Here is a 17,849-nt window from a genome sequence, read left to right as displayed (position 1 = left end):
GGAGGTCCGCATCGTATTTGTTCAATGCAATGCAGGAGTAAATACTTAAGGTGTATTTACAAACCAGGCGCTTGTTATAGACGAAGCATTATACCGTTTTAATTGTAGAGACGCAAGGCATTGCGTCTCTACAATTAAAACCTGAAATATATTGCTATCGTTTGAGGTATACAATACTGCTATTGCAAAGAAAACAATCAAGTATAGACACGGCTGTTCAACTAACAACTAACAACTAACAACTAACAACGATCAACGAACAACGAACAACGATCAACGATCAACGAACAACTAAACAAAAAACTTCCTCATCGCATCCGTCAACGCCTCGTACTTGTCAAAAGAAGCTGAATAAATTTTATGTCGCTCTGCATCCGGGGTTAACATCTCGAAAAATTTTTCTGAAGATGGCATTGGCGTTCCTGTTGCGAGCATACCGGTGAGTACGGCCCCCCATGCGGAACTTTCTTCGGAGCTGCTCAGTATAACCGGCAAGTTAAAAACATCTGAAAGCATTTGTACCCAATCACGATTGCGTGCAAAACCTCCGGTTGCGTAAATGGTACGAACCTTTTTTCTTTCCAGGAGAATTTTGCCGATACTGTAGGTGGCAAAGATCACTGCTTCCAGTGCTGCCCGAATAAGATGGGCCCGGGTATGTGTTACAGTAAGGCCTATAAAAGATGCATGCGCGTGCGCATTCCAGACCGGTGCGCGTTCACCAAGAATAAAGGGAAGAAAAATCAACCCGTCTGATCCTGGCGGAACCTCGCTGGCCTGATCGAGAAAACGTGCCATCTCGGAACCAGACTGAATAAGGTCATTTTTCAACCAGTTCAATACCACTGCGCCATTGTTGGATGCACCGCCATTGATGTAGTATTCATCTCTTGCGTGATAACTGAATGTGCGCATCTGGTCGTCTATAATCGACTCATTGCTCAACAACCTTACCGCCGAGCTTGTACCAATCGTTACCACGAGTACATCCTCATCAAATACACCGATACTCAGGTTAGCTGCTGCGCCATCACTGGCGCCCATAACCAGCGCCGTATTTTCAGGAATCTGCAGAAGGCTTCCGGCGTCCGTTTTACTGAGATGCACAACCGCTTTTACATCGAGCAGTTGCGGAAGTTTTTCTTCGCTCAGCCCGATATGGTCCAGTATATGTTTATCCCATTGAAGTTCTGCCAGGTTAAGATAGCCTGTTGCCGAAGCGATCGCAGTATCACAAACGAATTTCCCGGTGAGTCTGTATAAAACATACTCTTTAATACCAATGAATTTGAAAGTTGCCTCGAACACATCCGGTTGCTTTTCTTTCAGCCAGACAATTTTACAGAGGGGCGTCATCGGGTGAATCGGAACGCCTGAACGTTTATAGAAATCCTTTCCTATGCCGGATTGTTTAAAGCGCTCGGCAACTGCATCAGCGCGGTTATCGGCCCAGATCATACATTGCGTCAGCGGCGTGCCTTTTTCATCAACAGCAATCAGGCTATGCATCGCTGCACTGAAACTAATAGCTACAGGTTCTGCGGGTGATAATTGTTGATAAACTGCATTTATATTGCTGACAACCGCAAAAAATATTTCCTCCGGATTCTGCTCGCTCCATCCGGGTTCGGGATGCTGCATTTCGTAACTGCCGGAGTGAATGGCCAGAACGTTTCCTTCGAAATCAAAGCCGACAACTTTTACTGCTGTTGTTCCGATATCTACGCCGATGTGGTATGACATGGATCAAATGTAGGAAAGAGTTTACAGTTCACAGGAGTTGGTGGTTGTCAAAGACTGCTGGTTCATAGTTGTTAGTTCATTGTTCATAGTTCATAGTTAGAACAGCCATTTTTCAGATTTCCGTTTTCGGTTTCCATTTTCACAGCCGGTTCGTCGTTTCTCGTTCATCGTTTTTTGTTGATCGTAGAGACGCGATGCATCGCTTCTCTACGATCAACCCCGACCGGACTTACAGATTTGACTTTTTTCACTTTCAGTTTTCGATTTCCTGTATCCTGTATTCCATATCCTCTCTACACAACCTGATAGTGAAATTTAAAAAAATGCTTATTATAGTATATAAACTGCTCATATGATCAACAGGCTTGCTTCAGTTCTTGTCTTATTCCTGACATGTATTCTGCAGGTGAAGGCGCAGGAAAAAACATCATTCAGTGCCGGCGCAGGAAGATATTCATGGATGCTCAATGCACTGGAGCAGCGAATGACTTCAGAAAAAGGAATTAAAATCGTAAAGTTTGGAGGACGGGAAAGGACAGAATTTGTTCAATGGATCAGGGACCATGTACATGTGATGAAAGCGATGAAATACATCCATCCCGATATGACCAGTTTCCTTGAATTTTATATGGAGCGGCAAACACCAGAGGGAATTTATTACGACTATTATTATCCGCTGAATATTCGTGGCATATCAAAACGAAAAAATCTTTTCGACCAGAAGTATTGGAAGGAATATCCTGAAGATAGTATTGAGATGCACAGGCTTCCTGTGGAGGCGGATCTTGAGTACCTGATCGTTGAAGGTGTTTTCGCAGTTTACCAGTCGACCGGGGATACAGCATTTGTGAGAAAGTGGTTACCGTCATTGGAGCGTGGAATCAATTACATGATGACGGACAGTTTACGCTGGTCAGTAAAATATGGCCTTGTAAAAAGAGGGTACACATTAGATACCTGGGATTTTATGCAGCTGCCACTTCCAAGAAAGGAATATGTTGAGGAGGGCGGAGATGTACAAAAAGGGATTTTCAATATCGATGCATCGACACCGATGGGAATTATGCACGGTGATAACAGCGGATTATATGCAGCGACCAGGCAGTTGAGTTATTTAAATGAATTGGTTGGCAATAAAGCAAAGGCCGTTCAGTGGAATCAAACCGCAACGGATATACGCAAACGTGCCAATGATAAGTTATGGAATGGAGCATACTACAAACATTTTCTTCCGGATGATCCACAACCTGCTTACCTCCTGATGGACCAGGCTCATGTCATCAGTCTCTCCAATCCTTACGATGTGAATCGTGGCTTACCGACAGATGCCATGGCGCAATCGATTGTCGGCGCGTATCAATATTTGAAAACATCTACCGCCGATAGTTCATTCGCGGAATGGTACGGAATTTATCCCGCTGTGGTTCCGCATTTTGCTGATTACCTGCCTGGTTCATATATGAACGGAGGTGTAAACACCATTGTTGCCGGTGAGCTTGCAAAAGCGGCTTTGCAACATGGCTATGAACAATATGGAGTTGATATTTTGCATCGGATTGATTCGCTGATGCAGAAGTACAATGGAGATCTGCCGGTGTCTTTTACGCCTGAAGGAAAAGTTGATGAAGGGATCCCTGACAACTGGGGACAGGCGGCAGTATACAGTGCTTTAATTGAAGGTCTGGCTGGCGTTGTTGACAAGGGAAGGTTGTTTAATAAGATAGAATTGAGTCCGCGATGGATTGCTGCCGGTGTTGACAGTGTGAACGTAAATTTAAAATATCCGGCTGGCGGTGGATCGTTTCAGTATTCATTCCGCCATGAAGAAGCACAGAAACATATCACGTTGAATATTCGTGGGAATGTTGCAGAGTGTCTGCTGGATCTTTTGATACCATATGGCGCAGAGCCCGTGAAGTTGGAAGTTAATGGTAAGCGTGTAAAATTCCAGAAAAGAAAAGTGCGGGAAAGTGTTTATGCACGATACAAAATGATCAATGCAGGGGGTGCGGAAATTGGTTTGAGTTACAAATAATATTTCAGATGAATGCTTTGCAATCGTTATTGTTGAATTAAAAGACGCCCCATGCATGGCGTCCCTACGATTAATGATAAAATTTATCGTTGAATCAAAATTATCTGCACGTCTGATTTCTTTGGGCTGATGGATGTCGCCCTGATGGATGTCGCCCTGATGGATGTCGCCCTTTCAGGGCTGGTAAACATCACGGAGGATGCTCACAATGTATTAATTGATCAAAGCATGGTCTTGCTACCTGCTACCGACTGGTTTCCGGCTTCTTCATCCTGAGCGTTTATTTCCCCATTTTCGGTGACTGCAACCTGCTCTTTGGTTAGATTTTTCCAGCAGTCATCTCTCCAACTTTGCTCTGTCACAAGAAAAAATAAATCTATGAAATCGAAAATTTTTATCTCGCTGGTGTTGTTGATGCAAACAGGTTGGATATATGCGCAATCCCGTTACTCTGCTCTGCCGGATGTGAAGAAATCAAACAAATGGATCAATGCCGGAAATGTCCGGTTGAATTATTACGAGCAGGGGAGCAGCCTGGGAATTCCCGTGATATTTATCCATGGATATACAGATTCGAAAGTATCCTTTGAAATGTTGATGCGAGAACTGCCACCTACCGTGCACGCCTATGCGATAAGCATGCGTGGTTTTGGTGATTCCTTTAAGCCGGATAAAGGGTATGCTATGGAAAATTTTTCAGAAGACCTTTTTTCATTTATGACGCAATTGAACATTCCTTCAGCAGTTATCGTAGGCCATTCGATGGGGACAATCATTGCTCAGAGGTTTGCATTGGATCATCCTGAGAAAATAAGGGCGCTGGTCCTGATGAACGGCTTCGTTAGTTTTTCTCGAAGTCCTGCTTCTGAGGAGCTGCCTGATTATATCGCTGGAATGAAAACGGTGACACGTGAGTTTGCAGAAGAATTTCAAAGGAGTAGCATCTATAGAAAAGTGGATTCAGTTTATTTCGAAAAGTTTGTTGATGAAAGTATGAAGGTACCATTGCATGTATGGCAGCAAACTATGAAATCGATTGCTGCGACTGATTTTACCAACCTGATTGAATTTATTCATCAGCCGGTGCTGATCATCCGCGGCGAGCAGGACCAGGTTAGTACAAAGGAGGAAGCGGAACTGATGAGATCTTCGCTGAGTAATGCCGAGTTGATAATCTACAAAGGTGTTGGTCACACACCACACTGGGAAGATCCCAAGCAGACGGCAAAAGATATACTCCGTTTTCTTTTGGAACTGTAATAAATAGTTGTTGGTGTTCCCGTTATGATCAGAGGTTTCAGATGAAGAGATGCCCGGGGAACACCAACAACCTTGTTGATACGAAGATTTGTGGGTGTTCACCAACGTGTATGAAGTTTATGGAGCGTTTAAAGGCAGGGCGAAACACCATCAAAAGAAACATCGTGACGGGGATATGTTATCGCTAGCCGTAAATTGAGGAGGCAGAATACGGAATACAGGAAGAATCTTTTGGGATTATTGTATCCCGTCATTTCTTCCCCTCTTTGGCGAAGCGGGAGAGAGGCCGGGATTAGTCAGCGTTGAACGGCTTTCAGTTTTTCAATCTGCCTGGCATATTCATATTGCAGGTCTTCGTGAAGCGCTTTGGATGTTTTTTCTGCTTTTTTGAGCTGATTGCTATAGAGATTAAAGAGCGCATTATTTTTTTTCAGCGGAAGGCCTGAATCAAAAAGTAATTCACAGAAATATAAAAGCAACTCAACTTCCACCTGTTTGGAACCAGTGAAACGAATATGCCGGTTGGCAATCCGCAACACTTTCCTGATGGTTTTTTTGGCAAAATAAAGATTGGAGCTATTCATGTCGTCAAATCCATCAGCCATTGATTTCTGCACAGCTTTCGTATAGCCTTCAAGATCATGCGCTTCAAAGAGTAGAAAAGTGAGCAGCTCTTTATTTTCTTTTTTAAATCTTGACAGACGGAGACAAAGTTCGATCAGCTTTGGCGCAGGAATAGTTTGCAATTCTTCCTTTATCTCATGCACTGTGGCAATGCGCACGGATGTATCCATAATCGTTATTCAAAAAATTCTTCCAGTGACATAAAATAGGATTGATTCCATCCTTCTACCAGATCGTCAAATTCTTCATCAGGAATATTGGTTTGCCTTAATTCCACTGAAGTTCCCTGCGCATGCGGATGCAATTTGATAGTCACAATGGATTCCTCTTCCTGGTCGCCAAAATACCATTGCTGCACAATCTTTTTCCCTTCTTCAAAAGAAATGTTCTTTCCTTCAATGCTTCCACTCCAGAGCGAAAATTCTGAACCCGGTTCAGTCGACATCACCGCCGGCTCGCCTGTCCAGAGTTGAATTGCCAATGGATTAGTGAGTGCATTGTACACTTCTTCAGGTGTACCCGGTATGATGAAATATTTTTTATATTCTTTAGGCATGATCTATTTTAAATATGGTGCAATTGTTTTTTTCCAGATCGCATAGCCTTTTGGGTTCATATGCAATCCATCTTCAATAAAAATATCCTGGAACACAACCCCGTTTTTATCGATCATCGGTGTCCACAGATCAACATAAAAAACATTTTTCCGATTTGCTGCAAAAGCTTTCAAAGCAGAATTGTATTCAACATATTTTTCTTTCAGATTCCAGCGGCTGATACTGGGCTTTGCTGAAATAAAATACAGCGGAGTTTTTGGAAATTTCTGACGAATTGATTTTACGAGACTGTCTGCAGAACTGAGTATCCGGGCTGTTGTTTTGGAAGAAGCGATGTCATTATCTCCTTCGTATATGAATATTTTCTTTGGTTTATATTGAAGGATCAGCTCATCATCGAAAAAAAGCAGGTCTGTCATCTGAGAACCACCAAAGCCGTGATTGATTACCGGATATTCGCGAAAATCTTCATGGAGGGTTTTCCACATCCTGATGGTCGAACTTCCGGTGAAAATAATTACTTCGCGGTTTTTATAGCTGCTATCTGCTGCAGTTATAGCAGCGACTTCCTTCTGAAATCTATTCGATTCCTGTGCCTGACCGGCATATAAACCATGTAGCAGTAAAAAAAGGAGAACAAGCCTTATTTTCATATGTGTTGAATTGACAGCAAATTAAACCAAATCATCGAATCAGTTGTATACGCATCCGAAGCATCGACATTTGCGTACCTTTTAATTTCAACCGATAATATGAATAGACGATCCTGTTTTTTACTGATCCATTTCTTACTTCCCTTGTGCATGTTTGCTCAATCCGGTGGTGCCAGGTACAGGGACAAGGTTTTCGCTAAAGTAGATCTGAAAAAAAATGTATCCTACGGAACAAAGGACATGCCACAGGGTAAGGATCGGGATTACCTCATGGATATTTATCAGCCCGAAGATGATTATGAAAAAAAGCGCCCGGTAATTATCTGGCTGCATGGTGGTGGTTTCAAACTTGGTAAGAAAACCAGTCGCGGAATTCCTTTGTGGTGTAATGATTTTGCCAAACGCGGATATGTGTCGATTGCCATGAACTATCGCAAAGGAAAGGGTTTGCCAAAAAATGATTTTCGGACCCTCGCTGAAGGATGTTTTGTAACGATGGAAGATATAAACCAGGTGATCAGTTACTGCAAGATAAATGCTGCGGAACTTGGCATTGATACGTCAAAAATTATGCTCGGTGGAAACTCAGCCGGAAGCATGGCTGCTATGCAGTTTGTATACTCCGACGAAAACAGGTTGGCAGCCATGGGCGGCCGCAGTGATTCTGCATCAGCTAAAAAACCGTACAATGCATATCATGTCAGCGCGTTGATTAATTTCTGGGGAGCCATATTTGATTCCACCTGGCTGAAGAATGCAAAAATTCCGATAGTTAGTGTACAGGGCGAAAAAGATAAAATTGTTCCGTTCAATTTCCAGGGACCGATCAATGGTGCGGCGGTTATTCATCGCGAAGCAGACAAACTGGGCATTCCAAATGCACTTAAATCATATCCATCGTTAAAACATGAACTTCAGAATCCGTTTCATCCATTTCTTTTTGGAGCGAAAGCAAAACGTCGCTGGCATGAAGCAGGTGATTTTGCTGCTTCTTTTTTGTGGAACGAGAAAATAGTACAGTAATTTTTTTATCGTCTTTGATCGTAAGATAAAACGATACAGCCTATACGTTTCAGTAAGAAAAACATTATGGAAGTTTTTCATCCGGCAATCCGTCTTCCGCTTATAAAACTGAATTTTTTTGGTTTGATCAATCCACTACCTTAGGCGCCACCCATTGATTCTTTAAGGAGTTCCTGAAATTATTTTAAACTGAAAATCCCGGATTATGACAGTCGTAAATGTTTATCTGACGTTTAATGGTAATTGCGAAGAAGCTTTTAATTTTTACAAATCCGTTTTTGGCGGCGAATTTCCCTATATCGGTCGCTACAAGGACATGCCCTCTGAAGGCGGAAAAGAGATTTCCACGGCAGACGGAGAAAAAATAATGCATGTTTCCCTTCCGATAAGCAAAGAAACCATGTTGATGGGTAGCGATACCGGTGGGGAATGGGCAAAAAACTTTTCGCAGGGAAATAATTTCTCTATCTCCGTTGGTACCGATTCAAAAGAAGAAGCCGACAGAATCTTTAACGGCCTTGCCGCTGGTGGCAGAGTAACCATGCCATTAAACAATACTTTCTGGGGTGATTATTTTGGAATGCTTACAGATAAGTTCGGGATTAACTGGATGATGAGCTACCAAGAAAGTAAGAAGTAAGAGGGAAGAGGTGGGAGGTGAAACAGCCGGCAGTTGCGAACGCTTGATGCTTTCAAAATTATGAAATTCATTTTTGTCTTTTGTAGGGAAAACGCATGCGTTTTCCCTACAAAAGACATTTGGCGCTCGTTTCGCAAAAAATAACTGTTAGAAAAATATATTTTAAGAAAGATTTTTACAGCCTATTTTTTTAAAATGTTGACTGCCATTCGTCAAACATCCTAAACCTCCAGCACTTCTTACCTCTTACCTCTCACTTCTTACTTAATATTATTTCTCCTCCTTTCATCACAAAACTCACAGTCTCGAGTACCTGTATATTGTCCAGCGGGTTTGATGGAACGGCTATAATATCTGCATATTTTCCTTTGCTGATGGATCCTACTTTTGCAGTCCAGCCCAGCAAATCTGCAGCCTGTACAGTTGCGGCCTGAATGGCCTGAATTGGTGTAAGACCATATTGCACCATGTATTTGAATTGTTTTGCGTTCCAGCCGTGCGGGTATACGCCAGCGTCAGTACCGAACGCGATTTTTACTCCGGCTTTGACAGCCTTTGCAAAGCTTTCTCTCTGCGTTTTACCGACCAGTCTTTCTTTTTCAAGAATTTTATCCGGATAGCCAAGTCTTTTGTATTCACTCATGATATAGTCGTCGTTGTAAATATCAGCGACCAGGTAGGTACCTTTTTCCCGCATCATCCTGATGGCTTCATCATCAAGAAAAGATCCATGTTCTACAGAAGCGACACCGGCTTTTACGGCCATTTTTATCGATTCGGTTCCATGAGCATGTGCACATGTTTTCCGTCCCCACATCGCAGCTTCTTCAACAATAGCATTCATTTCTTCCTGTGTGTATTGCGGAGCTCCGACACTTTCTTCTTCACTCAGCACGCCTGCTCCAGCTCCGAACTTGATCAGATCAGCGCCATACTTAACATTATACCGAACCTGTTTGCGAACACCTTCAACACCGTTCGCTACACCGCTCATGTTCTCCGGCATCTGCCAGTGCAAATAAGGCGAAAACCCACTGATATCACCATGACTTCCGGTAGAACCAATAAAAATGGTAGCAGCAAGAATTCTTGGGCCCGGAATTTTCTTCTCGTTGATCGCATTTCTCAGTGCGACATCGACGAATGCTGCGGCGCCAACATCCCTGCATGTGGTGAAGCCGGCCTCCAAAGTGCGTTTCGCAAAAGTTGGTGCGAGTACGGCATAATCAACCGGCGTCTTTCTGAAAAGATCTGCATAATAGTCACCACTGGGTTCGCTGGTCAGATGGGTATGACAATCAATCAGACCAGGCAACACGGTTGATTTGCTGAGGTCAATAATTTCTGCATCAGACGGAATTTTAACGGATGGACCGATGTCCACGATGGTATCACTTTCTATAAGGATAATCTGGTTAGTGAGTACGGTTCCACTGACCACATCGATCAGTTTACCAGCTTTGATTGCTTTGTATCTGGGTTGTGCGAAAGAATTCAAAAATTGAAAAATAAAAACGGCTAAGAAGAAAATTTTTATGCGCATATGTTGAAGTGAGTTTTGAAGAATTCTAAGATAGTTCATAGTCTGCAGTTCACAGAGGTTGCCAGTGTCGGTTTTCGTTGTTCAGGAACAGCCGGTTTATAATTCTTGTGTGTTAGACTAAGTTAAATAACATGCATGTCCTGTTCTGGTCGTTGACAATCGCAGAGAGGCGATGCATCGCGTCTCTACGATTGTCAAAGAAAGGGGAACGGGCAATAGATCAAGGCTATCAAAACTTTAAAGTGGAAACCGCAGCAACAAAGATTATTTTGTTTTTATAATATTGCGGAAAGTGATCGTTGATTAAAATTATCTGTTGCGTGCTGTTTTGAAGAAAAGCTGTTTTTAAATAAAAACCGTTACCCACCGCTTGCGCTGGCTGTTCCCTACTTACTACTTACCTGCCGGCCGGCAGGCGGGCTACTTACTACTTACTGCCATCTGCAATTTCATCCAGCCCCAAACGTTATACACTATCCAATCCGAATCAAATGAAAACCAACGTCACATCTAAATTCGTCGCTTACCTGTATAGCAATTTTATCGGTAATTTTCTCGGATTCATCATCGGTATGGCTTCGACAAAACTGGTAGGCAATTTTTTTACTACACGCAGCATTAAAAATCTTTGGGGTCTGACAGCAAAAAAAACAGTCGTCGATAAGCAGACATTCCATGCCTTTGAATGGATGATTGCGATCATCATTGGTTTTGTCGTTTTTGAGATCATTTCCAAATGGATTAAAATGAAAGTGGATGGGCTTCTTCCAAAATACAAAGCAACGAAGTGGATCGTGGCAGCAGCAAATGAAAATGTCGATGATGCACAGAAACGTGTACACTGAGCTAATCAGGAATAATTATTTTCGCTACTATGATTGCCGAAACTATAGATAGACTCATTTACTTATGTGAATTCATCCCACCATTGCTTTTGAAAATCGATCGCGTTCAATTTTCTGAAAAACCGTCTGCAAAAAAATGGAGCAGGAAAGAAATTCTTGGCCACCTGATCGATAGTGCTACAAACAATCACCAGCGTTTTGTCAGGGTCCAGTTTGAAAACGAGCCTTCTATCTGGTACAAACAGGATCAGTGGGTTGAATTCAGTTATCATCAGCAGATAGATACAAATCAGTTGATCTCCTTCTGGGAAACATATAACAGGTACCTTGCGGTGTTGTTAAGAACCATTCCTTTGGAAATGCTTCAAAGAAGATGCGTGATGAAAGATGGCTCAGTCGTAACTCTTGAATTTCTGGTCAATGATTATGTTACTCATCTTGAACATCATCTCCGGCAAATCGTCGAATATTAGCTGCTATTTGTTTCAACGCTGTTGATCATTTTCTGAAAGATTAGCTTTGCAACACGACTGAAATGTTTCAATATGAAAATTGTTTGTGCTGCACTATTTGTTTGTTCGATTCTGTTTACTTCCTCATTTGCCCAGAGTTCTTCACTGTATCCGTTGATTCCATATCCGCAGGAGTTGATACCGCGAAAGGGCCATTTTAATATTACATCAAATACGGTGTTGGTTGCTGATCAAAAAGTGTTCTCAAATGAAATTCAGCAGTTAAAAGAAATTCTTTTGCTTAATTTGAAAATGCAATCGCCTGGTGCGGCTCACCCAGAATCAAATTATATCTCATTCGAATCGGATCCGACGATTGCAAATGAAGAAGGGTACTCGCTGGATATCAGTACCGGTCGGATTATTATAAAGGTATCTTCGCCCACAGGTCTTTTTCGTGCGCTGCAATCTTTGAGACAGCTTACACCCGTTTTCCTGGAGGAAAGGAAATCGACTGCATCAATATCGATTCCCTGTGCATATATAAAAGATTATCCTGTATACGCGTATCGCGGAATGCATCTTGACGTGTCACGTCATTTTTTCTCTATGGATTACCTCAGAATATTTGTTGATCGTCTTGCGCTCTACAAATTCAACAAGTTTCATCTTCACCTTACCGACGACCAGGGCTGGCGAATCGAAATAAAGAGATACCCGTTGCTGACAGAAAAAGCTGCATGGCGAAAATTCAACAACCAGGATACGATCTGCATGAACATGGCTAAGGACCAGGATAATCCCGACATGAACATCGATCCAAGGTTCATTAAAATCATTGATGGCCAAATGCGCTACGGCGGATTCTATACACAGGAAGAAATGCGCTCTTTGGTTCAATATGCAGCAGCAAGACATATTGATATTATTCCCGAAATCGATATGCCCGGGCATATGGATGCAGCCATTCAACTATATCCGTTTTTATCCTGTACGGATGGTGGATGGAAAGGTGGGCCGTTCACTGTTCCGATTTGTCCATGTAAGGAAACGACTTATGAATTTGCAGAAAATGTGTACAAGGAAATTTTCGACATCTTTCCCTATGAATATGTACACCTCGGTGCTGACGAAGTGAATAAAACGAGTTGGAAAGATTATGCAGGCTGCGCAGATTTTATGAAGAAGGAAAATATTGGAAGTGTTGAAGAGCTGCAAAGTTATTTTGTAAAGCGCATGGGAAAATTTTTCAACGCCCATGGAAAAAAACTGATCGGTTGGGACGAGATACTTGAAGGAGGAGTTAGTTCTACGGCCTATGTTATGTACTGGCGCAGCTGGGTACCAAAAGCGCCGGTGGAAGCAGCGAAGAATGGAAATAAGGTGATCATGACACCCGGTAATCCCCTTTATTTTGATGCGGTACCTGATCAGAATTCGATGCGGAATGTATACCAGTTTAATCCTGTACCTGCTGGTTTGAATGAACAGCAGGCTGCAAATATCATCGGGGCGCAGGCCAATATATGGACGGAATGGATCCCCACCGAAGCCAGGCTGGAATACATGACGATGCCAAGAATGCTCGCTCTGCCGGAGGTGTTATGGACAAACAGACATAACGACTATGAAGGTTTTCAGAGGAGAGTAATGATGCAATACAAAAGACTTGATGCACTAAAGACAAAATACAGGTTACCGGATATTGAAGGTCTTGTCCAGGAAAATGTTTTCGTGAAGTCTGCGACATTTTCTCCGAAGCCTCCCGCGCCTGGCCTGGTGTTGCGATATACTACTGATGGGAAATCGCCTAATGCTTCATCTCCGGTGCTGGACAAGCCATTCACGATTACCAGAAACACAAATATCAAAATCGCGGCTTTCAATGGGAAGGTTCGTGGTGATGTGAATTCACTTGAATTCAAACAACAGGATCTGACTCCAGCGGTTATGGTTAAGCGAAGTCATACGGGTCTTGATGTTTTTTATTTTACTGGCAGTACCAGGACAGCTGCGGAGTTGAAGATTGAACATGCAAAAAAACAATGGATCCAGAAATCCTGGGAAGTGAATGCAGACAGTATTGATTCTGATGTATTCGGATTGGTGTACACAGGGGTGATCAGGGTTCCGAAGGATGGCGTATATAGTTTCTATCTCACTGCTGATGACGGTGCCGTGTTAAAAATAGCCAACCAGGTGGTAGTGGATAATGATGGATTGCATTCGGCGAAAGAGAAAAGTGGGCAGATCGCATTGCAAAAAGGCATGCATTTTTTTGAATTGAAATTTATTGAAGGTGGCGGTGGATATACGCTTAACCTGGAGGTTCAGGAGCCGGGCGCAAAGACACGCAAAAAAGTTCCGGATTCGTGGTTTGAGTGAAATAACAAAGTGTTTTTAACCGGGATTACCGCAGAAAAATACATTTTACCGGAAGATTATTCACTTGGAGAATCCGATTAAGGTGCGAATTTTTGCAAAACCTCCCAGGTATCGGATACTTGCAAGTATCCGATACCTGGCGGTTTTTTTCACAACCAGCCAATCAGGGCCTTCACCTGCTCTTTTGTGTTAAAACTGTGTATGCTTATTCTTAACCTCTCTTTTCCTTTTGGCACGCTGGGATAAAGTATGGGACGTACATCGAGACTGTTTTCCTGCAACCTGGTTGCCAGTTTTTTTACTTCTGAATTTCCCGGAACGATAACGCCCTGTACTGGGGTAGTACTTTTTAATTTTTCAAATCCCATATCGGCTGACTGAAACAGACAGATCATTTCGCTCAGATGTTTACGCTCTGTTTTCAAGACGGGAAAAATCGAGTAGGCCTCGCTGATAGCCTTTACAGCAGATTCGGGAAGGGCTGTGGTGTATACAAAGGATCGCGAAAAATTAATAAGATATGACTTCAATTTTGTGCTACCCGCTATTGCGGCACCATGGCAGCCAGGCGCCTTTCCGTAGGTGTACACCCGGGCGAAAACCTCATTTTCCCTGCCCAGGGATTGAACAACACCTTCTCCATTATCTCCGATTACCCCGATAGCATGCGCTTCATCGACTATCAAATGAGCCCCGTATTTCATGCATACCGAAATCAATTCGCTAATCGGCGCGATATCCCCATCCATTGAGAAAACTGATTCGGTAACTACAAAAATCTGCCCGGAAAAAGCATTACGTGATCTCAGTTTTTCTTCCAGGTCGTTAACATCGTTATGCCTGAAAGAAAAAGATTCTGCAAATGAAAGCCGTACCCCATCACGAATCGAAGCATGTGAAAGCGCATCATAATAAATCACATCACCTCTTTGCGCCACCGCTGAAAGCAGGCCCGTATTTGCATTATAACCAGAATTAAAGATCAATGCCGCTTCTGCCCTATGGAACTGAGCTATTCCTGCTTCGGTAAATTCGATAAGCGTGTAATTACCAGCAAGGGTCCGCGCTCCCTTCGAACCATGTGCTTCCCTGCCTGTAAAAGAATTATTGATCAGGTGGTTTGTTGCAATGCCTAAATAATCATTCGAACAAAAATCAATAAGTCCCGAAGATAGCGTCAGGCGGCGAAGAAAATTTCCTTCAATCCGTTCATTCAGCTTTTTATCCAGAAATCCATCATCATATCCCATACGCGAAAATATATTTCCGAAGGCAATATGTTAATAATTTGATTTCAAAACCACAATTGCTCATTCGATTTTGTAACGAAAATCGTATATTACTTTCCTGTTTTTTTAAATATCCGGATGCACGGTTAAATTTTTTGTATGGGACCAGCATCAATGATTGTACTTATAATTGCCGCCGTAGTTTTTTCACTGATCGCGATTTTTGCGTCGAAGTTTGTATTAAAAGCGACGCGGAATAAGCAGAAAGGGGAGCCTTATGAATGTGGTGTTCCCACGCAGGGAAAAACCTGGGTCCGCTTCAATGTAGGATATTACCTCTTTGCATTGATCTTCCTGATTTTTGACGTTGAGTTGATCTTTCTCTATCCATGGGCGGTGGCCGTGAAACAGGTAGGCTGGATTGCATTGGTTGAAATCATTATTTTCTTTTTCATATTATTTATTGGTCTGTTATATGCGCACAAAAAAGGTGCGCTTAAATGGACCTAGTCAGTGTATCCCAAAACGTTATGTAATCATGACGGCAACAGAAAACAAACCATTTCCCGGTGATGTACATCCGACTCCAGGCGGCGGTGTGCTGGTGACGGCTTTGGATGACGTGATCAACTGGGCGAGGAGTAACTCGCTCTGGCCGTTGGTTTTTGGTACCAGTTGTTGTGCAATTGAAATGATGTCCACTGCCGCACCAAAATACGATTGGTCGAGATTTGGATTTGAAGTGGCAAGGGCTACGCCGCGGCAGGCCGATGTGATCATCATTGCAGGAACGATCGTAAATAAAATGGCGCCCGTGTTAAAAAGATTGTACGATCAGATGGCCGATCCAAAATATGTTGTGGCGATGGGGGCTTGTGCTACCAGTGGTGGTCCGTTTTTTTACAACACTTATTCTGTTGTAAAAGGTGCTGATCATATTATTCCGGTGGACGTATACATTGCGGGATGCCCTCCAAGACCCGAAGCATTATTGCACGCACTTATTACTCTGCAACAGAAAATAAAATCGGGCGCTGTAAGAGAAAAAATTTCCATTGACGAGAAAAACAAAACTGTGCTGCCCTGATTGCAGCATTTTTTATTTATAACATGACCAGGGAAGAACTGAAATCAGAATTATTATTGATCTATCCGACGCTCACCGAAGAGGAGGGCGGAGAATGGCTGAATCTATTCGTTGACAGTAAGGACTGGCACGCATTGGCATTCGAATTAAAACGGAATGCTCTTTTCAGGTTTGATTATCTTTTTTGCCTGACCTGTATTGATTGGAAAACTCATCTTACAATGGTGTATCATCTCAGTTCAACTGAATTCAGACATACCATGGTGATCAAATCAAAACTGGATAGAAATGTTCCCGTAATAGATAGTGTTGTTGATATCTGGAAAACAGCAGATTTTCACGAGCGTGAAGTGTTTGAATTGTTTGGTGTTCATTTTACAGATCATCCCGATCTGAGAAAACTGATATTACCCGACGACTGGGTCGGGTTTCCGTTGAGAAAAGATTATGAAGATCCAGTAAACATGATCAAATTATAAATTGCAAGCTGCGACGTTTAACGTTTAACGTTGAACGTCCTGCGTTAAATGTATGTTTGAAGAAGTCGGTACAACAGATACAGGCGATCTGATCATCAATGTGGGTCCGCAGCATCCCGCTACCCATGGGGTGTTGCACCTGATCATCACATTGAATGGAGAGGTCATTAAAAAAGTTGAGCCGCATCTTGGGTATATACATCGTTCGATCGAGAAAATGTGTGAGAGCCTTTCCTACAGGCAGTTTATCTATGTGACTTCAAGGATGGATTATCTTTCATCACATATCAATAATCATGGTTGTGCGATGGTGGTAGAGAAAGCCATGCAGATAGAAATTCCTCCACGTGCCCAGGTGATACGTGTACTTATGGATGAACTTACCCGCATTGCATCACATGTATTGTGGTGGGGCGCGCTGGCGATGGATGTTGGTGCATTGACGCCATTCTTTCATGCTTTTCGTGAAAGAGAACTCATCAACAGCATCATGGAAGAAACCTGCGGTGCGAGGCTTACGATGAATTATATGGTGCCGGGCGGTGTTATGTTTGATCTGCATCCCCATTTTCAACATCGTGTAAAAGAATTCATCAGCGAATTCAGATCAAAAATTGATGAGTATGATGAGATGGTTACCGACAATGCGATTTTCAAGGCAAGAACAGTAGGCGTCGGAATATTGTCAAAAGAAGACGCCATTTCCTTCGGATGCAGCGGACCAACGGCCAGGGGTAGCGGCGTTTCATGTGATATCAGGAAATTGTATCCTTACGAAGTTTATAATCAGCTGGAATTTGAAGAGCCGCTGGAAACGGCCGGCGACACATATGCACGCTACCTGGTACGCATGCGCGAACTGAGACAATCTTTATCAATAGTAGAACAACTGGTTGATAATATTCCGGAAGGTGAGTTCCAGGCGAAAACAAAAGCTGTATTGAAGTTACCCAAGGGTGAGTTTTATTCAAGAATAGAGACAGCCAGAGGCGAATTCGGAGTATTTATAGTGAGTGATGGAGGCAGTACGCCCTATCGTATAAAATTCCGTTCACCCGGATTCTCTAACCTGAATACCCTCGACCAGATTTCAAGGGGACATAAAATCGGAGACCTTGTGGCAATCATGGGGAGTTTGGATTTGGTGATACCGGATATAGATAGGTAAGGCCGTTGAACAGCCAGTAAGTAGTAAGAAGTAAGTTTTAATGTAAAAAGGCATGGTGCTGCAAGAGTCTTGCATGAAGCAGACTCAATTATTACGATAACCTTTTTAAAGGTTTCGTCAATTTTG

The 17,849-nt window shown here is 42.7% G+C and carries 17 protein-coding genes; 11 read left to right on the top strand and 6 right to left on the bottom strand.

Annotation, left to right across the window (positions count from 1 at the left end; all coding sequences use genetic code 11):
- Window positions 1–291: 291 nt before the first annotated feature.
- Complete coding sequence (locus P2W82_RS23000; protein WP_336518307.1) at window positions 292–1,743, bottom strand: gluconokinase; 1,452 nt, start codon at window positions 1,741–1,743, stop codon at window positions 292–294.
- 352 nt (window positions 1,744–2,095) lie between these two features.
- Between P2W82_RS23000 and P2W82_RS22995 the strand changes: the two genes are divergently transcribed.
- On the top strand, window positions 2,096–3,778 hold the full coding sequence (locus P2W82_RS22995; protein ID WP_336518306.1) for a glucosidase family protein: 1,683 nt from the start codon (window positions 2,096–2,098) through the stop codon (window positions 3,776–3,778).
- A gap of 378 nt (window positions 3,779–4,156) precedes the next feature.
- On the top strand, window positions 4,157–5,038 hold the full coding sequence (locus tag P2W82_RS22990) for an alpha/beta fold hydrolase (protein ID WP_336518305.1): 882 nt from the start codon (window positions 4,157–4,159) through the stop codon (window positions 5,036–5,038).
- Window positions 5,039–5,334: 296 nt separating this feature from the next.
- Here the strand turns inward: P2W82_RS22990 and P2W82_RS22985 are convergent, their stop codons facing one another.
- From P2W82_RS22985 to P2W82_RS22975, 3 genes are read right to left on the bottom strand one after another with little or no spacing between them, the layout of a single operon-like run.
- Complete coding sequence (locus P2W82_RS22985; protein WP_336518304.1) at window positions 5,335–5,832, bottom strand: hypothetical protein; 498 nt, start codon at window positions 5,830–5,832, stop codon at window positions 5,335–5,337.
- 5 nt (window positions 5,833–5,837) lie between these two features.
- Window positions 5,838–6,218 carry an SRPBCC domain-containing protein gene (locus tag P2W82_RS22980; RefSeq protein ID WP_336518303.1) on the bottom strand — a complete coding sequence of 127 codons (381 nt, stop codon included), beginning with the start codon at window positions 6,216–6,218 and terminating at the stop codon, window positions 5,838–5,840.
- A 3-nt stretch (window positions 6,219–6,221) separates the two neighbouring features.
- Window positions 6,222–6,872 (bottom strand): SGNH/GDSL hydrolase family protein, encoded by a 651-nt coding sequence (locus tag P2W82_RS22975; RefSeq protein ID WP_336518302.1) that lies wholly within the window; start codon window positions 6,870–6,872, stop codon window positions 6,222–6,224.
- A 99-nt stretch (window positions 6,873–6,971) separates the two neighbouring features.
- Here P2W82_RS22975 and P2W82_RS22970 point away from each other — a divergent pair, with 99 nt between their 5' ends.
- A complete protein-coding gene (locus P2W82_RS22970) occupies window positions 6,972–7,895 on the top strand; it encodes an alpha/beta hydrolase (RefSeq protein ID WP_336518301.1) in 924 nt (307 codons plus the stop codon).
- A gap of 205 nt (window positions 7,896–8,100) precedes the next feature.
- Window positions 8,101–8,535 carry a VOC family protein gene (locus P2W82_RS22965; protein WP_336518300.1) on the top strand — a complete coding sequence of 145 codons (435 nt, stop codon included), beginning with the start codon at window positions 8,101–8,103 and terminating at the stop codon, window positions 8,533–8,535.
- A 253-nt stretch (window positions 8,536–8,788) separates the two neighbouring features.
- Here the strand turns inward: P2W82_RS22965 and P2W82_RS22960 are convergent, their stop codons facing one another.
- A complete protein-coding gene (locus P2W82_RS22960; protein WP_336518299.1) occupies window positions 8,789–10,117 on the bottom strand; it encodes a Xaa-Pro dipeptidase in 1,329 nt (442 codons plus the stop codon).
- 452 nt (window positions 10,118–10,569) lie between these two features.
- On the opposite strand from P2W82_RS22960, the gene P2W82_RS22955 reads away from it, so the two are divergent.
- The 3 genes from P2W82_RS22955 to P2W82_RS22945 all read left to right on the top strand — a co-directional run bounded on the left by P2W82_RS22955 (window position 10,570) and on the right by P2W82_RS22945 (window position 13,760).
- Window positions 10,570–10,923, top strand: a complete 354-nt coding sequence (locus P2W82_RS22955) for a hypothetical protein (RefSeq protein ID WP_336518298.1) — start codon at window positions 10,570–10,572, stop codon at window positions 10,921–10,923.
- A gap of 29 nt (window positions 10,924–10,952) precedes the next feature.
- On the top strand, window positions 10,953–11,396 hold the full coding sequence (locus tag P2W82_RS22950) for a DinB family protein (RefSeq protein WP_336518297.1): 444 nt from the start codon (window positions 10,953–10,955) through the stop codon (window positions 11,394–11,396).
- 72 nt (window positions 11,397–11,468) lie between these two features.
- Window positions 11,469–13,760, top strand: coding sequence for a family 20 glycosylhydrolase (locus P2W82_RS22945; protein ID WP_336518296.1), 2,292 nt, complete (start codon window positions 11,469–11,471; stop codon window positions 13,758–13,760).
- A gap of 149 nt (window positions 13,761–13,909) precedes the next feature.
- Here P2W82_RS22945 and P2W82_RS22940 read toward each other — a convergent pair whose 3' ends face one another.
- A complete protein-coding gene (locus tag P2W82_RS22940) occupies window positions 13,910–15,010 on the bottom strand; it encodes an aminotransferase class I/II-fold pyridoxal phosphate-dependent enzyme (protein ID WP_336518295.1) in 1,101 nt (366 codons plus the stop codon).
- 138 nt (window positions 15,011–15,148) lie between these two features.
- Between P2W82_RS22940 and P2W82_RS22935 the strand changes: the two genes are divergently transcribed.
- The 4 genes from P2W82_RS22935 to P2W82_RS22920 are packed head-to-tail and all read left to right on the top strand — an operon-like array spanning window position 15,149 to window position 17,723.
- Complete coding sequence (locus tag P2W82_RS22935; protein ID WP_336518294.1) at window positions 15,149–15,499, top strand: NADH-quinone oxidoreductase subunit A; 351 nt, start codon at window positions 15,149–15,151, stop codon at window positions 15,497–15,499.
- 28 nt (window positions 15,500–15,527) lie between these two features.
- Window positions 15,528–16,076: an NADH-quinone oxidoreductase subunit B gene (locus P2W82_RS22930; protein WP_336518293.1), complete on the top strand. Its 549-nt coding sequence runs from the start codon at window positions 15,528–15,530 to the stop codon at window positions 16,074–16,076.
- Window positions 16,077–16,099: 23 nt separating this feature from the next.
- Window positions 16,100–16,555: an NADH-quinone oxidoreductase subunit C gene (locus P2W82_RS22925; protein ID WP_336518292.1), complete on the top strand. Its 456-nt coding sequence runs from the start codon at window positions 16,100–16,102 to the stop codon at window positions 16,553–16,555.
- A 52-nt stretch (window positions 16,556–16,607) separates the two neighbouring features.
- Window positions 16,608–17,723 (top strand): NADH-quinone oxidoreductase subunit D, encoded by a 1,116-nt coding sequence (locus P2W82_RS22920; RefSeq protein WP_336518291.1) that lies wholly within the window; start codon window positions 16,608–16,610, stop codon window positions 17,721–17,723.
- The last annotated feature ends 126 nt before the right edge of the window (window positions 17,724–17,849 follow it).

Origin of the sequence: Pollutibacter soli, assembly GCA_029269725.1 — a bacterium.
Taxonomy (GTDB): Bacteria; Bacteroidota; Bacteroidia; order Chitinophagales; family Chitinophagaceae; genus Pollutibacter; species Pollutibacter soli.
This window is presented reverse-complemented; position numbering and strand designations above follow the sequence as displayed.

Coding starts and splice junctions, on each gene's coding strand:
- P2W82_RS22945 (WP_336518296.1), top strand. CDS start 11,469: ATGAAAATTGTTTGTGCTGCACTATTTGTTTGTTCGATTCTGTTTACT.
- P2W82_RS22965 (WP_336518300.1), top strand. CDS start 8,101: ATGACAGTCGTAAATGTTTATCTGACGTTTAATGGTAATTGCGAAGAA.
- P2W82_RS22935 (WP_336518294.1), top strand. CDS start 15,149: ATGGGACCAGCATCAATGATTGTACTTATAATTGCCGCCGTAGTTTTT.
- P2W82_RS22985 (WP_336518304.1), bottom strand. CDS start 5,832: ATGGATACATCCGTGCGCATTGCCACAGTGCATGAGATAAAGGAAGAA.
- P2W82_RS22940 (WP_336518295.1), bottom strand. CDS start 15,010: ATGGGATATGATGATGGATTTCTGGATAAAAAGCTGAATGAACGGATT.
- P2W82_RS22930 (WP_336518293.1), top strand. CDS start 15,528: ATGACGGCAACAGAAAACAAACCATTTCCCGGTGATGTACATCCGACT.
- P2W82_RS22950 (WP_336518297.1), top strand. CDS start 10,953: ATGATTGCCGAAACTATAGATAGACTCATTTACTTATGTGAATTCATC.
- P2W82_RS23000 (WP_336518307.1), bottom strand. CDS start 1,743: ATGTCATACCACATCGGCGTAGATATCGGAACAACAGCAGTAAAAGTT.
- P2W82_RS22975 (WP_336518302.1), bottom strand. CDS start 6,872: ATGAAAATAAGGCTTGTTCTCCTTTTTTTACTGCTACATGGTTTATAT.
- P2W82_RS22925 (WP_336518292.1), top strand. CDS start 16,100: ATGACCAGGGAAGAACTGAAATCAGAATTATTATTGATCTATCCGACG.
- P2W82_RS22920 (WP_336518291.1), top strand. CDS start 16,608: ATGTTTGAAGAAGTCGGTACAACAGATACAGGCGATCTGATCATCAAT.
- P2W82_RS22995 (WP_336518306.1), top strand. CDS start 2,096: ATGATCAACAGGCTTGCTTCAGTTCTTGTCTTATTCCTGACATGTATT.
- P2W82_RS22955 (WP_336518298.1), top strand. CDS start 10,570: ATGAAAACCAACGTCACATCTAAATTCGTCGCTTACCTGTATAGCAAT.
- P2W82_RS22960 (WP_336518299.1), bottom strand. CDS start 10,117: ATGAACTATCTTAGAATTCTTCAAAACTCACTTCAACATATGCGCATA.
- P2W82_RS22990 (WP_336518305.1), top strand. CDS start 4,157: ATGAAATCGAAAATTTTTATCTCGCTGGTGTTGTTGATGCAAACAGGT.
- P2W82_RS22970 (WP_336518301.1), top strand. CDS start 6,972: ATGAATAGACGATCCTGTTTTTTACTGATCCATTTCTTACTTCCCTTG.
- P2W82_RS22980 (WP_336518303.1), bottom strand. CDS start 6,218: ATGCCTAAAGAATATAAAAAATATTTCATCATACCGGGTACACCTGAA.